Raw genomic sequence first — 13569 nt, 5'->3', positions numbered from 1 at the left:
GAGCACCTCCCCACCCGGCCACCGAGCAGCAACCACCGCCGGGGTCGAACCCCCTACAGTCCCGGCCAGGACAGAAGCGGACCAACGGATGCACGACCGTTCCCACGATCCGTACGTCCGCGTCCGCGGCGCCCGCGAGCACAACCTCGCCGGGGTGGACGTCGACATCCCGCGCGACGCACTCGTCGCCTTCACCGGGGTCTCCGGCTCCGGCAAGTCGTCCCTCGCCTTCGGGACGATCTACGCGGAGGCGCAGCGGCGCTACTTCGAGTCGGTAGCGCCGTACGCCCGGCGGCTGATCCACCAGGTGGGGGCGCCCGCGGTGGGCGAGATCACCGGGCTGCCGCCGGCGGTCTCCCTGGAGCAGCGCCGGTCCTCGCCGAACGCCCGCTCCTCCGTCGGTACGGTGACCACGCTCTCCAACTCGCTGCGGATGCTGTTCTCACGGGCCGGCCGCTACCCGGAGGGCGCCCCGCGGCTCGACTCCGACGCCTTCTCCCCCAACACGGCGGCGGGCGCGTGCCCCTCGTGTCACGGGATCGGCCGGATCCACGAGACGAGTGAGGAACTCCTCGTCCCCGACCGCGACCTGTCGATCCGTCAGGGCGCCGTCGCCGCGTGGCCCGGCGCCTGGCAGGGGAAGAACCTGCGGGACGTCCTGGACACCCTCGGATACGACGTCGACCGGCCGTGGCGCGAGCTGGACGCGAAGGACCGGGAGTGGATCCTCTTCACCGACGAGCAGCCGGTGGTCACGGTCCATCCGGTGCGGGAGGCCGGACGCATCCAACGCCCCTACCAGGGCACGTACATGAGTGCCCGGCGGTACGTCCTGCGGACGTTCGCGGACTCGAAGAGCACGACGCTGCGGGCGAAGGCCGAACGTTTCCTGACCAGTGCGCCCTGCCCGGTGTGCGGGGGCAGCCGGCTGCGCCCGGAGGCGCTCGCGGTCACCTTCGCGGGACGGACGATCGCCGAGCTCGCCGCGCTGCCGCTGACGGTCCTCGCCGGCCTCCTCGCGGCGACGCCGCCGGGCGGGGACGCGGAGACGGCCCGCGTGCTCACCGAGGACCTCGTCGCCCGGATCTCCACCGTCACCGAACTCGGCCTCGGCTACCTCAGCCTGGACCGCGCCACTCCCACCCTCTCCAACGGCGAGCTCCAGCGGCTGCGGCTCGCCACCCAGCTGCGGTCGGGGCTCTTCGGCGTCGTGTACGTCCTCGACGAGCCGTCTGCCGGCCTGCACCCGGCCGACACCGAGGCGCTCCTCGTCGTCCTCGACCGGCTGAAGGCGGCGGGGAACTCGGTCTTCGTCGTCGAGCACCACCTCGACGTCGTACGGCACGCCGACTGGCTCGTGGACGTCGGGCCGCGCGCCGGGGTACACGGCGGGCGGGTGCTGCACAGCGGTCCGCCGCACGAGCTGGCGGCCGTCGAGGCGTCCGCCACCCGGCGCTTCCTCTTCGACCGGGAGCCGACCCCTGCGCGGACCGTACGCACACCGGCGGGGTGGCTGCGTACCGGGCAGGTGACCCGGCACAACCTGCGGGCGGTGGACGCGGCCTTCCCGGTCGGCGTCCTCACCGCTGTCACCGGCGTCTCGGGATCGGGGAAGTCGACCCTCGTCGGCGCTCTCACCGAGGAACTCACTGGAGTGGGGCGGTTGGTGACGGTCGATCAACGACCCATCGGAAGGACCCCGCGCTCCAACCTCGCCACCTACACGGGCCTGTTCGACGTCGTGCGGAAACTGTTCACGGAGACCGAGGAGGCGAGGGCGCGCGGCTACAAGGCCGGCCGCTTCTCCTTCAACGTCTCCGGAGGGCGCTGCGAGACCTGCCAGGGCGAGGGCTTCGTCTCGGTGGAACTCCTCTTCCTGCCGAGCACGTACGCGCCCTGCCCCGACTGCCACGGCGCCCGCTACAACCCCGAGACGCTCCAGGTACGGCTGCGCGGCCTGACCATCGCCGAAGTCCTCGACCTCACCGTCGAGTCGGCCGCCGCCTTCTTCGACGGCACCCCCGCCGCCACCCGGAGCCTGCGCACGCTGCTCGACGTGGGTCTCGGTTATCTGCGGCTCGGGCAGCCGGCCACGGAGCTGTCCGGCGGCGAGGCGCAGCGCGTCAAGCTCGCCTCGGAGCTCCAGCGGCCGCACCGCTCCCCCACCCTGTACGTGCTCGACGAGCCGACGACCGGTCTGCACCCGGCCGACGTCGAGGTCCTGATGCGCCAGCTCCACGGCCTCGTCGACGCGGGCCACTCGGTGATCGTCGTCGAGCACGACATGGACGTCGTCGCCACCGCCGACTGGGTCGTCGACCTCGGCCCGGGCGGCGGCGACGAGGGCGGCCTCGTCGTGGCCGCCGGGCCGCCGGCCGAGGTGGCCGCCTCTCCCGCGAGCCGGACGGCCCCGTACCTCGCCAGGGCGCTCGGCGGCTGATCCGGCCGGCCCCCCATCCCCGTACCTCGCCAGGGCGCTCGGCTGCCGACCCGGCCGGCCCCCTACCCCCGCACCTTCCGCCGCGCCCGCAGCCACTCCCTGTTCATCGCGGCGATCGACGGCAGCGGGATGCCCTTCGGGCAGGCCGTCGCGCACTCGCCCGTCAGGGTGCAGCCGCCGAAGCCCTCCGCGTCCATCTGGGCCACCATGTCGAGGACCCGGGTCTCGCGTTCCGGCGAGCCCTGGGGGAGGACGTTCAGGTGGTTGATCTTGGCGGAGGTGAAGAGCATCGCCGAGCCGTTGGGGCAGGCCGCCACGCAGGCGCCGCAGCCGATGCACTCCGCGTGCTCGAAGGCCGAGTCCGCGTCGGCCTTGGGGACGGGGGTCGCGTGGGCCTCGGGGGCCGAACCCGTGGGGGCGCTGATGTAGCCGCCGGCCTGGATGACGCGGTCGAAGGCGGAGCGGTCGACGACCAGGTCCTTGACGACGGGGAAGGCGGCCGCGCGCCAGGGCTCGACGTCGATCGTGTCGCCGTCGCGGAAGGACCGCATGTGGAGCTGGCAGCTGGTGGTGCGCTCGGGGCCGTGGGCGTCGCCGTTGATGACGAGACTGCACGCGCCGCAGATGCCCTCACGGCAGTCGTGGTCGAAGGCGACGGGGTCCTCGCCTCGCAGGATGAGCGCCTCGTTGAGGGTGTCGAGCATCTCCAGGAACGACATGTCGGCGGAGATGCCGTCCACGTCGTAGGTGGACATGGCGCCGGGGGCGTCGGCGTTCTGCTGGCGCCAGACGCGCAGGGTGAGCCTCATGCGTAGCTCCGCTGGGTGGGGTGGACGTACTCGAAGGTGAGGTCCTCCTTGTGGAGGACGGGGGCCGTTCCCGTTTCCGTGAACTCCCAGGCCGCCGCGTACGCGAACTCCTCGTCGCGGCGGGCGGCTTCGCCGTCCGGCGTCTGGGACTCCTCGCGGAAGTGGCCGCCGCAGGACTCCGCCCGGTGGAGTGCGTCGAGGCACATCAGCTCGGCGAGTTCGAGGTAGTCGACGATGCGGTTGGCCTTCTCGAGCGACTGGTTGAACTCCTCTCCGGAGCCGGGGACCTTGATGCGCCGCCAGAACTCCTCCCGGATGAGGGGGATGCGGGCGAGGGCCTTGCGCAGACCCTCCTCCGTGCGGGCCATTCCGCAGAACTCCCACATGAGTTCGCCGAGTTCGCGGTGGAAGGAGTCGGGGGTGCGGTCGCCGTCCACGGCGAGGAGGAGGCGGAGCCGGTCGTCGGTCTCGGCGAGGACGTCCCGTACGGCCGGGTGGTCGTCGGTGACCGGTTCGGCGTGCGGATGGCGGGCGAGGTAGTCGTTGATGGTGGCCGGGAGGACGAAGTAGCCGTCGGCGAGGCCCTGCATGAGGGCGGAGGCGCCGAGCCGGTTGGCGCCGTGGTCGGAGAAGTTGGCCTCGCCGATGGCGAAGAGGCCGGGGACGGTGGTCTGGAGGTCGTAGTCGACCCAGAGTCCGCCCATCGTGTAGTGCACGGCGGGGTAGATCCGCATGGGGACCTCGTACGGGTTCTCGGCGGTGATCCGCTCGTACATCTCGAAGAGGTTGCCGTACCTCTCCTCGACCGCCGCGCGGCCCAGGCGTCGGATCGCGTCGGCGAAGTCGAGGTAGACGCCCTGGCCGCCGGGGCCGACGCCGCGGCCCTCGTCGCAGACGTTCTTCGCGGCGCGGGAGGCGATGTCGCGGGGGACGAGGTTGCCGAAGGAGGGGTAGATCCGCTCCAGGTAGTAGTCGCGCTCGTCCTCGGGGATCTCGGCGGCGGGCCGCCGGTCACCGTGGGCCTTGGGGACCCAGATGCGGCCGTCGTTGCGGAGGGACTCGCTCATCAGGGTCAGCTTGGACTGGTGGTCGCCGGTGCGCGGGATGCAGGTGGGGTGGATCTGGGTGAAGCAGGGGTTGGCGAAGTAGGCGCCGCGCCGGTGGGCCCGCCAGACGGCGGTGGCGTTGGAGTTCATGGCGTTCGTCGACAGGTAGAAGACGTTGCCGTAGCCGCCGCTGGCGAGGACGACCGCGTCCGCGTAGTGGGTGGAGATCTCGCCCGTGATCAGGTCGCGGGCGACGATGCCGCGGGCCCGCCCGTCGACGACGATCAGGTCGAGCATCTCCGTACGGGCGTGCATCTCGACGGTGCCCGCGGCGATCTGCCGGGACAGTGCCTGGTAGGCGCCGAGCAGGAGCTGCTGGCCGGTCTGGCCGCGGGCGTAGAAGGTACGGGAGACCTGGACGCCGCCGAAGGAGCGGGTGTCCAGCAGCCCGCCGTACTCGCGGGCGAAGGGCACGCCCTGGGCGACGCACTGGTCGATGATCTCGACGGAGATCTGGGCGAGGCGGTGGACGTTGGACTCGCGGGCCCTGAAGTCGCCGCCCTTGACGGTGTCGTAGAAGAGCCGGTGCACGGAGTCGCCGTCGTTGCGGTAGTTCTTGGCGGCGTTGATGCCGCCCTGCGCGGCGATGGAGTGGGCGCGGCGCGGGGAGTCCTGGTAGCAGAACTGGACGACGTGGTAGCCCTGTTCGGCCAGGGTGGCACCGGCGGAGCCGCCGGCGAGGCCGGTGCCGACGACGATGATCCGGTGCTTGCGACGGTTGGCGGGATTGACGAGCTTGGCCTGGAAGCGGCGGGTGTCCCAGCGTTCGGCGATGGGTCCGGCGGGGGCGGTGGTGTCGGCGAGCGGCTCGCCGGAGGCGTAGTCGAGGTAGTCGATGGTGGGGTCGGGATGGCTCATGGGTCAGCTCACCAATCCGGTCATGACGCCGACGGGTACGGAGACGAAGCCCGCGGTCAGGACGAGCGCGAGGGCGTTGGCCGCGGCCCTGAGGAGCCGCTCGCGGCGGGCGTTGCCGACGCCGAGGGTCTGGGCGGCGCTCCAGAAGCCGTGGCGGACATGGAGGCCGACGGCGAGCATGGCGACGATGTAGATGACGTTGCCGTACCAGGTGGAGAAGGTGTCGACGACGTTCTGGTAGGGCTTGCCCTCCTCGAAGCCGCCGGAGTGGACGGTGCCGGTGGTCAGGTCGAGGAGGTGCCAGACGATGAAGAGGGCGAGGATGATGCCGCCCCAGCGCATGGTGCGGGTGGCGTACGAGGCGCGCCTGCGGCGGTGGACGTACGCGGTGGGGCGGGCCTTCACGTCGCGGCGGCTGAGCTGGTACGCGGAGACGACGTGGGCGCCGACGGCGGCGAGGAGCACGATCCGGACGAGCCACAGGGCCCACTCGTGGTGCAGGACGGGAGCGCCCATGACCCGGAGCCAGTGGCCGTAGGCGTTGAACTCCTCGGGGCCGAAGAAGACCTTCAGGTTGCCGGCGACATGGGCGACGAGATAGCCGAGCATGATCAGCCCGCTCACGGCCATGACCGTCTTCTTGCCGAGGGTCGATGACAGGAATCCGCGTGACGGTGTGGGGGACGGCGGGCGGCGCGTCGTCCGGTCCCTCGTGGGTGCCAGAGCCATGCTCCCGACGCTAGGGCCGAACGACCCGAGAGGTCCAAGACATGGTGCGGCTGATCTCGATAGGTGTTTCCTATGCATGTCGCCTACGCTGGGGACATGCAGTTCCAGCAGCTCCTCTACTTCGTCGCCGTGGCCGAGACCCGTCACTTCACCCGGGCCGCCGAGCGCGTGCACGTCTCGCAGCCCTCGCTCTCCCAGCAGATCAAGGCCCTGGAAGGGGAGTTGGGCGCGGAGCTGTTCAGCCGGGCTCGGGGGAACATCACGCTCACCGACGCGGGGGAGGCGCTGCTCCCGCTCGCCCGCCGGATCCTCGCGGACACGGAGACGGCCCGGCTGGAGGTGCAGGAGCTGGCCCAGCTCAAGCGGGGCCGGGTGCGGCTCGGCGCGACGCCGAGTCTCTGCACCGGACTCCTTCCGGACGTCCTGCGCGCCTTCCACGACCTGCACCCCGGGATCGAGCTCCTCATCGAGGAGGGCGGCTCGCACGATCTCGTACGGGAGCTGGCGCGCGGGGCGCTCGACCTGGCGCTCGTCGTGCTGCCTCTGCCGACGCCGTCACCGGCGCTGACGACGGTGGAGCTGCTCCGGGAGGACCTGGTGGTGGTCTCGTCCGCCGCGGCGCCGGCGCCGGGGCGCCCGGTGCGGATCAAGGACCTGCGGGACCAGCCGCTCGTGATGTTCCGGCACGGCTACGACCTGCGGGAACTGACCGTGGCGGCCTGCCGGGCGGAGGGTTTCGAGCCCACGTTCACGGTCGAGGGCGGGGAGCTGGACGCGGTGCTCGGTTTCGTCCGGGCGGGGCTCGGCCTCGCGGTCGTCCCGGCGATGGTCGCGGCCCGGGCCGGCCGCGACCTCCGGGTGACGGCCCTCGCCCGTCCGGGCCTGCGCCGCACCATCGCCCTGGCCCACCGCAGCGACGTGGCGCCGCCGAGGGCGGCGCGGGAGCTCCAGCGGGTGCTCCTCGCCTCCCGCCGGGGCGTGTGACACCCCCTAAGGGGTGTCTCCAGGACCACGCCCCGGCCCCTGACCCGAAGCGCGGACCAGTGCGACGGCCTCGTCCGTGCGGCCCGCGCCGCAGACGCGGAGGACCTCGGCGAGGCCCGGGTGGTCCGCGTCGAGGAGCGCGGCCGCGGCGAGGATGTCGACGGCGCTCGCGCGGGTGGTGAGCAGATCGCGCAGGCGCAGGGCGAAGCGCAGGTCGGGGTCGGCGACGGAGTCAGGGGCGGAGGCGGGGGCGGGGGCGGGGGCGGGGACGGCCGAGGGGGTGCCACCCGCGGAGTACTGGGTCACGGCGGCGCCCATCGAGTCCTGGCCCGGGGTCCTGCTCGCGCTGATCTCGGCGAGGGCCCGAGGGGCGTCCCCGGCCGGTACGGCTCCGGCGCGCACCTCCTGGGTGAGGTGGAGGACGGCCGAGAGGCGGGCCGCCGCGTCGGGGTTGGCGATCCGGGCGCGCCGGCCCCGCATGACGAGGCTGAGCATGGCGGGCGAGATCCCCAGGGTCTCCGCGAGCCCGGTCTGGGTCATTCCGAATCGGTCGCAGATGTCCCGGCAGAGCTCGCCGAGCGGAGCCCCGTACCACTGGCGCTGGAGCTCCTGGTTTCGGGCGATGGCGGTCGCGTCCATATGAGGACGCTAGGCCGCCGAATTGACACTTGTCAAAGGGAGTTTTCATGTGTCAATCTCCCGTCGTAAGGCACGACCCCACCGCACCCTCACTGATGGGACGTCACCATGCCCTGGAAGCGCACCACTTCGCTCGTCGCCGTCGCCGCCGTCGCCGTTCTCGGGCTGACCGCCTGCCAGTCCGAGGGAGCCGACGCCAAGGGCACCCCATCCGCCGCCCCCTCCGCCACCACCCAGGCTCCGGGCGACGGCGCCGGCTCCGCGACCCCGGACGCCCCCGTCACCGACGGGGTGAAGAAGCCGGACGACCTGCCCGCGGGCCTGCCGCTGCCGTCCGCGGAACTGACGTCCGTGACCGGAAGCACCGGCGCCTACGTCCTGACGTTCACCGCCAAGGACCCGCGGGCCGTCGTCGCCGAGTACCGCAAGACCCTGGAAGGCGCCCAGTACACGGTGGTGGACATCGGCGGCGTCTTCTCCGCCACCTCGGACAAGACCTCGGTGTCGGTCGCCACCAGCAGTGACACCGTCGTCCTCACGCTGGCCACCCTCTTCTGACCCGCGTCGCGGCCTCGCCCCCGGCACCCCCCGCACCTACGGCCACTCCCCCACTCCCGGCCCACGCACCCCCCGTGGCGCGCTGTCAGGGCCCGTTGATCCTCGGGGCGGCCGTCCTGGGCGCCCCGAGGGGTACCTCCTGGTCTGCGACCAGGTCCCCGGTACCCCTCGGTACGAGTGGACTCCGCAGTTCTCCGATGAGGACCGAGGTCCCACCGGGCCGGGTTCAGACCGCGTCCGCCAGGAGCAGCGAGTGGATGCGGTCCGGGGCGCCCGGGCGGGCGTAGTACCAGCCCTGGGCGGTGTCGCAGCCGAGGTCGCGGAGCTGGCGCGCCTGGGCGCCGGTCTCCACGCCCTCGACCGTGACGGCGAGTTCCAGGCTGTGTGCCAAGGAGACGATCCCCTCGACGATCTTGATGTCGACCGGGTCCACCGGGTGCTGCTGCATTCCCCGGGTGAAGGAGCGGTCGAGCTTCAGGACGCTCACCGGCAGCCGGCGCAGGTTGGCCAGGTTCGAGTAGCCGGTGCCGAAGTCGTCGAGCGCGATGTCGACGCCCATCTCGGCGAGCTGCCGCAGCGGCTTCAGAAGGTCCTCGTCGGCGCCGATCAACGCCGATTCGGTCACCTCCAGGCAGAGCGCGCCCGGTTCGAGCCCCGAGCGTTCCAGGACGTCGACGGTGTCGGCGACCAGCCTCGGGTGGTGCAGCTGCGTCGGTGAGAGGTTGACGTTGATCCGCAGCGGGCCGCCGTCGGAGTGCCGGGTCTGCCAGAAGCGGGCCTGGCGTACGGCCTCCTGGAGCACCCAGCGGCCGAGCGGCACGATGAGGCCGGTGTCCTCGGCGAGCGGGATGAACTGGTCGGGGCCGAGCACCCCGTGCTGCGGGTGGCACCAGCGGACCAGCGCCTCCGCACCGTGCACGCTGCCGTCGTCGAGGTGGACGAGCGGCTGGTACTCGATGAAGAACTCGCCGCGCTCCAGGGCCGTGGGCAGCGCCGTGGTGAGGCCGTGCCGGGTGATGGCGCGGGCGTCGGCCTCGGGGTCGGCGAGCTCGAAGCGGTTGCCGCCCGCGGACTTGGCCCGGTACATGGTGATGTCGGCGCTGCGCAGCACCTCGGCCGAGGTCCTCTCCCCCGCCGGGCCCTCGACGACGCCGAGGCTGCCGCGGACGGTCAGTTCGCGGCCGTCGATGCGCAGGGGGGTGGAGAGGGCGCCGAGGATGCGGTCGGCGAGTTCGGTGACGTCCTGTTCGCCGCCGGGCCGGGTGGTGAGGGCGACGAACTCGTCCCCGCCGAGCCGGGCCACCATCTCGCCCGAGCCGGTGACGCAGCTCTGCAGCCGGTCGGCGACCTCGACGAGCAGCCGGTCGCCGGCGGAGTGGCCGAGGCTGTCGTTGATGACCTTGAAGCCGTCGAGGTCGAGGTAGCAGAGGCCGAAGCGGGCGTTCTCGCCGGAGACGAGCGCCTTCTCCAGGCGTTCGAAGAACAGGGTCCGGTTCGGCAGTCCGGTGAGCGCGTCGTGGGTGGCCTCGTACCGCAGGCGCAGGTGGAGCAGGCGCCGTTCGGTGGTGTCCTCCATCAGGGCCAGCTGGTACTGGGGGCGGCCCTCGGCGTCGCGGAGGAGCGAGACGGTGAGGTTGGTCCAGAGAACCGTTCCGTCGCCGCGGTAGTAGGGCTTCTCGACCCGGTAGTGCTCCCGTTCGCCGCGGACGAGCTCCTCGTACAGCTTCCAGACGTGCGGGCCGTCCTCCGGGTGGACCCACTCGCTCACGTTCCGGCTGCGGACCTGGCTCTCCATCCCGCCGAACATGCGGGTGAGGGTCTCGTTGACCTCCAGGACGTTGCCGTCGAGGTCGGCGATGCCGATGCCGATCGCCGCGCCGTCGAAGACCGCCCGGAAGCGGCTCTCGGTGGCGTGCAGGGCGATCTCGGCGGCGCTGCGGGCGGCGAGCGCGGAGCGGGCGATCGCCTCCTGCTCGACGCGGGTCCGCTCGCGCAGGGCCTGCGCGTAGCCGACGGCCATGGCGTGCTGGAGCCGTGCGCAGCGGGCGCGGAGCTCCTCGGCCGGGAGGTCCGAGTCCGTACCGCAGTAGAGCACCAGGTACGAGTCGACCACGCCGAGGCTGCGGCCGAGCGCGTCGGGATCGGTGCAGTGGGCGGCGACGAGGGCCGCACCGGCGCGCTGGGCCGGGGCGGTGTCGAAGGGCCGTGCGTGCAGCGCGTCGCACAGGGTGCGGGCCAGCGGCTGCAGGTGCACCTCGAACTCGGCACGGGTCAGCGAGGTGGCGGTCACCGGGAAGATCGCGCGGCTCCAGATGGTGACGAACCGCCGGAGTCTGTCCTCCGGGCCGTCCGCCTCGGCGACGGCACCGGTGGGCTGCGACGGGACCTTCACGCCTTGCGCCCCACGCCCGCGAAACCGGAGAAGGCGTACGGGTCCTCCTCCTCGACCGGGCCGTCCGGTCGCCAGACGGGCATCGGGACGAGGCCGGGCTCGACCATGTCGGTGCCCTCGAAGAAGCGGGTGATCTCGGCGCCCGACCGCATCACCAGGGGGTTGCGGATGTTCCGGTACACGTCGACGGTGCCGCCCGCCTGCTCCTGCGTCAGCGGGATGCCCTCGTACGAGGCGTGGGTGATGACGACGAGGCTGCCGGGGGCGAGCGCGTCGAGCAGTTCGGCGACGGCCTCGTGCGGCCGGTCCTCGTCCTCCAGGAAGTGCAGGACGGCGACGAGGAGCAGGGCGACGGGCCGGTCCAGGTCGAGGAGCCGGGACACCTCGGGGCTGTGGAGGATCTCGGCCGGCTTGCGCAGGTCGGCGGCGACGACCGCGGCGGACTCGTCCCCGTCCAGGACGGCGCGGCTGTGGGCGACGGCGACCGGGTCGTGGTCGACGTAGACGACCCGGGCGGCGGGGTCGGCGGCCCGGGCGACCTCGTGCACGTTGCCGAAGGTGGGTATGCCGGAGCCGATGTCCAGGAACTGACTGACGTCGTTGTCAACGGCGTAACGGACGGCGCGGCGCATGAAGGCACGGTTCGCCTGCATGATCTTGGGCAGGCCCGGCATGAACTCCATGGCCTTGCGCGCCGCTTCCCGGTCCACTTCGAAATTGTGCGAGCCGCCCAGATAGAAGTCGTACATACGGGACACGCTCGGCACCGAAATGTCGATACCCGGCGGAGCCCAGGCGGGACGCTCCATCAATGTCTCCAACAAGTCGCCATGGGGGGATGCGGCCATGTGTTCGCGGCCGGTGTTCGAGGTGAGGCTACTGATCGCCCGCCGGGAGAGCGAGTAGAAACGGAAATTCGCGGTCCGTTCTTGGTCACACGTCATTGGCACATGCTCCGGAAGCGCAGAGTTCACGCCTTCAGGCCGTGCACATTCACGTGCATATGAGTGTGCGTCGACTTCCCGGCCGGTCTCCGCCGCACCTTACGGGGGCCAAGGCCCTTGCCGCACCTCGGTCGTTGCCACCACCGGGGCCCTGTCGCGGATGCAGGATGCCCCGACCGTCGAGGCGTACGACAGGGCGACAACCGGACAGTTCTTCCCCTGGGGTCCTGTCGAAGTCCTCAAGGAGTGCCGGTGGGGTACCGACTACGTCAGGTCGGGGGGTGCCCGGGGGCACCGGGAGGAGCGTCGGCGAATCGCACGGCACGGCGATACCGGGCATTATGCGGAATCCGACTCCGGGGCCGACACGGGGTCCGACTCGGGATCCGACTCGGGATCCGACTCCGGTCCGACTTCGTTCCGGCTCGGGTCCGGCATCGTTCCGGCATCGTTCCGGCTCACGATCCGACCCCGGCCCGGCGAAACGTCAAACCACGCGCCCCGAGAACCCCACCATCCGGCGAATCCCCGCCGATTCCGCCCCGGTTCGCCTCTTCTGTGATCAAGCTCGACGGCGTGTCTCTGTACGGATCACTTCTCGCGCGGTCGCTGGCGGCCCTGGGGCTGGTGTGGCTGCTCGCCACCCCCGTCCCCGCCGCCGCCGACTCCTGCGCCTACGCCACGACCGGCCCCGGCGGTTCGCACACCTCGGTGGCGGTCATCGGACCGGGCGCGTGCTCACCCACCCCCGCTCCGCCGCCGCCTCCCCCGGCCACGACGCCGGCGCCCCGGCCGACGACGCCGAAACCGCCCCCGCCCGTCCCCGCGCCGCCCCCGCCTCCCGTACGGACGACGACCCCGCCGCCTCCCCCGGTGACCACTCCGACACCGCGCCCCGAGCCGGCCTCCCCCGAGCCGGCCGCGCCGGTCCCGCCGACGCGCACTCCGGCGCCCACGCCCCCGCCGGCACCCCCCGCGCCGGCACCGGCGCCCGTCCCCGCGCCCTCCGTGCGGCCCCGGCCCCCGGCGGCGGGACCCGTCGCGCTCCCCCACTACCGCCGCGCCGCGCGGCCCCAGCCGAAGGGCGGCACGTCCGTCCTCACGATGACGCTGGTGATCATCGCCCCCGCAGTGCTCGCGACCGCGATCCTGCGCCCCCGCTCCCGCTGAGCTCCGCCGGAGGTAAATCCATGTCCGAATGGCTAGTTCTCACCCTCGCGATGGCGGCCGCCTGCGCCGTCGTCCTCACGATCGTCGTCATCAACCACCGCCGGATCCCCGAGGACGACGACCCGAGCGAGACCCCCGACGTCATCGAGTACATGACGATGATGATCGGCGTGATCTACGCGATCGTCCTCGGCCTCGCCATCGCCGGCGTCTGGGAGGCCAGGGGCGCCGCCCAGGAGACCGTGCGGCAGGAGGCCCAGGCGATGCACGAGATCTCGGCCCGCGTCGAGGTCTACCCCCTGGACGTCCGCACCAAGATCCGCGCGGATGTCGACGCGTACGTCGCGTACGTGGTCGACGAGGAGTGGACGCACATGTCCGAGGAGGGTGAGCTGAGCGACGAGGGCACCGCGCTCCTGGAGCAGGTCCGCCGGAGCGTCACCGACTACCAGCCCGCCAACGACTTCGAGGGGCAGGCCTACCAGCCGCTGGTCGACCAGGTGGCCGCGGCCGACGACGCCCGGGGCGCGCGCGGACAGAGCGCGGGGGCGACCATGCCCGGGGTCGTCTGGTTCGGTCTGATCATCGGCGCCCTGGTCACCGTCGGCCTGATCTTCACGCTCCAGATCCGCAGAACAGGACGGGAGTTGCTGCTCGCCGGCCTCTTCAGCGTGCTGATCGCGTTCCTGCTCTTCCTCATCTGGGACTTCGACGCGCCGTTCGGCCGGGGCATCTCCGCCACCGCCACGCCGTTCACCGATCTGTTCCCGCAGGTCACCGGGTGAGTCAGGGTGTCCGACTGGGCCGCACGAGGGACACCGGTGCCCCATTCGCACGCCTGGGATCGCGGCTGTGGTAGTGCGCTCCTAGCGTTTCGGACATCGAGGTGCATGCAGGTCCTTCGCGGACATCCCGGTTCGCGGCTCTGCCCCTCGGGACC

General features: G+C 72.1%; 11 protein-coding genes. 5 read left to right on the top strand and 6 right to left on the bottom strand.

Translation table 11 applies throughout. From position 1 onward, the window contains the following. Positions 1 to 88 precede the first annotated feature (88 nt). Positions 89 to 2440, top strand: coding sequence for an excinuclease ABC subunit UvrA (locus tag OG580_RS32240; RefSeq protein ID WP_267047173.1), 2352 nt, complete (start codon positions 89 to 91; stop codon positions 2438 to 2440). A gap of 62 nt (positions 2441 to 2502) precedes the next feature. Here the strand turns inward: OG580_RS32240 and OG580_RS32235 are convergent, their stop codons facing one another. From OG580_RS32235 to OG580_RS32225, 3 genes are read right to left on the bottom strand one after another with little or no spacing between them, the layout of a single operon-like run. Next, on the bottom strand, positions 2503 to 3249 hold the full coding sequence (locus OG580_RS32235) for a succinate dehydrogenase/fumarate reductase iron-sulfur subunit (protein ID WP_267047172.1): 747 nt from the start codon (positions 3247 to 3249) through the stop codon (positions 2503 to 2505). After that, positions 3246 to 5213, bottom strand: a complete 1968-nt coding sequence (locus tag OG580_RS32230; RefSeq protein ID WP_267047171.1) for a fumarate reductase/succinate dehydrogenase flavoprotein subunit — start codon at positions 5211 to 5213, stop codon at positions 3246 to 3248. The genes OG580_RS32235 and OG580_RS32230 overlap by 4 nt, the downstream gene beginning before the upstream one ends. Positions 5214 to 5216: 3 nt before the next feature. Beyond that, positions 5217 to 5942: a succinate dehydrogenase gene (locus tag OG580_RS32225; protein ID WP_267047170.1), complete on the bottom strand. Its 726-nt coding sequence runs from the start codon at positions 5940 to 5942 to the stop codon at positions 5217 to 5219. 96 nt (positions 5943 to 6038) lie between these two features. Between OG580_RS32225 and OG580_RS32220 the strand changes: the two genes are divergently transcribed. Next, complete coding sequence (locus tag OG580_RS32220) at positions 6039 to 6926, top strand: LysR family transcriptional regulator (protein WP_267047169.1); 888 nt, start codon at positions 6039 to 6041, stop codon at positions 6924 to 6926. 6 nt (positions 6927 to 6932) lie between these two features. Here OG580_RS32220 and OG580_RS32215 read toward each other — a convergent pair whose 3' ends face one another. Further along, complete coding sequence (locus OG580_RS32215; RefSeq protein WP_267047168.1) at positions 6933 to 7565, bottom strand: helix-turn-helix transcriptional regulator; 633 nt, start codon at positions 7563 to 7565, stop codon at positions 6933 to 6935. A gap of 108 nt (positions 7566 to 7673) precedes the next feature. Here OG580_RS32215 and OG580_RS32210 point away from each other — a divergent pair, with 108 nt between their 5' ends. Next, on the top strand, positions 7674 to 8123 hold the full coding sequence (locus OG580_RS32210) for a hypothetical protein (protein ID WP_267047167.1): 450 nt from the start codon (positions 7674 to 7676) through the stop codon (positions 8121 to 8123). 226 nt (positions 8124 to 8349) lie between these two features. Here OG580_RS32210 and OG580_RS32205 read toward each other — a convergent pair whose 3' ends face one another. Both OG580_RS32205 and OG580_RS32200 read right to left on the bottom strand, forming a co-directional pair. After that, complete coding sequence (locus tag OG580_RS32205; protein WP_267047166.1) at positions 8350 to 10515, bottom strand: bifunctional diguanylate cyclase/phosphodiesterase; 2166 nt, start codon at positions 10513 to 10515, stop codon at positions 8350 to 8352. Then, positions 10512 to 11324, bottom strand: a complete 813-nt coding sequence (locus OG580_RS32200; RefSeq protein ID WP_267047165.1) for an SAM-dependent methyltransferase — start codon at positions 11322 to 11324, stop codon at positions 10512 to 10514. Before OG580_RS32200 ends, OG580_RS32205 begins: the two co-directional genes overlap by 4 nt. 711 nt (positions 11325 to 12035) lie before the next feature. On the opposite strand from OG580_RS32200, the gene OG580_RS32195 reads away from it, so the two are divergent. Then, positions 12036 to 12629 carry a hypothetical protein gene (locus OG580_RS32195; protein WP_267047164.1) on the top strand — a complete coding sequence of 198 codons (594 nt, stop codon included), beginning with the start codon at positions 12036 to 12038 and terminating at the stop codon, positions 12627 to 12629. Between the two features lie 20 nt (positions 12630 to 12649). After that, complete coding sequence (locus OG580_RS32190) at positions 12650 to 13414, top strand: DUF4239 domain-containing protein (RefSeq protein ID WP_267047163.1); 765 nt, start codon at positions 12650 to 12652, stop codon at positions 13412 to 13414. The last annotated feature ends 155 nt before the right edge of the window (positions 13415 to 13569 follow it).

This window comes from Streptomyces sp. NBC_00094, assembly GCF_026343125.1.
Taxonomy (GTDB): Bacteria; Actinomycetota; Actinomycetes; order Streptomycetales; family Streptomycetaceae; genus Streptomyces.
Note: the sequence above shows the minus strand (reverse complement) of the source record. Positions and strands in the feature narration are given on the sequence as shown.

Bases quoted from the DNA above. Each gene is read 5' to 3' on its own strand.
- OG580_RS32210 (WP_267047167.1), top strand. From the start codon at position 7,674: ATGCCCTGGAAGCGCACCACTTCGCTCGTCGCCGTCGCCGCCGTCGCC.
- OG580_RS32225 (WP_267047170.1), bottom strand. From the start codon at position 5,942: ATGGCTCTGGCACCCACGAGGGACCGGACGACGCGCCGCCCGCCGTCC.
- OG580_RS32220 (WP_267047169.1), top strand. From the start codon at position 6,039: ATGCAGTTCCAGCAGCTCCTCTACTTCGTCGCCGTGGCCGAGACCCGT.
- OG580_RS32235 (WP_267047172.1), bottom strand. From the start codon at position 3,249: ATGAGGCTCACCCTGCGCGTCTGGCGCCAGCAGAACGCCGACGCCCCC.
- OG580_RS32240 (WP_267047173.1), top strand. From the start codon at position 89: ATGCACGACCGTTCCCACGATCCGTACGTCCGCGTCCGCGGCGCCCGC.
- OG580_RS32230 (WP_267047171.1), bottom strand. From the start codon at position 5,213: ATGAGCCATCCCGACCCCACCATCGACTACCTCGACTACGCCTCCGGC.
- OG580_RS32190 (WP_267047163.1), top strand. From the start codon at position 12,650: ATGTCCGAATGGCTAGTTCTCACCCTCGCGATGGCGGCCGCCTGCGCC.
- OG580_RS32200 (WP_267047165.1), bottom strand. From the start codon at position 11,324: ATGGAGCGTCCCGCCTGGGCTCCGCCGGGTATCGACATTTCGGTGCCG.
- OG580_RS32215 (WP_267047168.1), bottom strand. From the start codon at position 7,565: ATGGACGCGACCGCCATCGCCCGAAACCAGGAGCTCCAGCGCCAGTGG.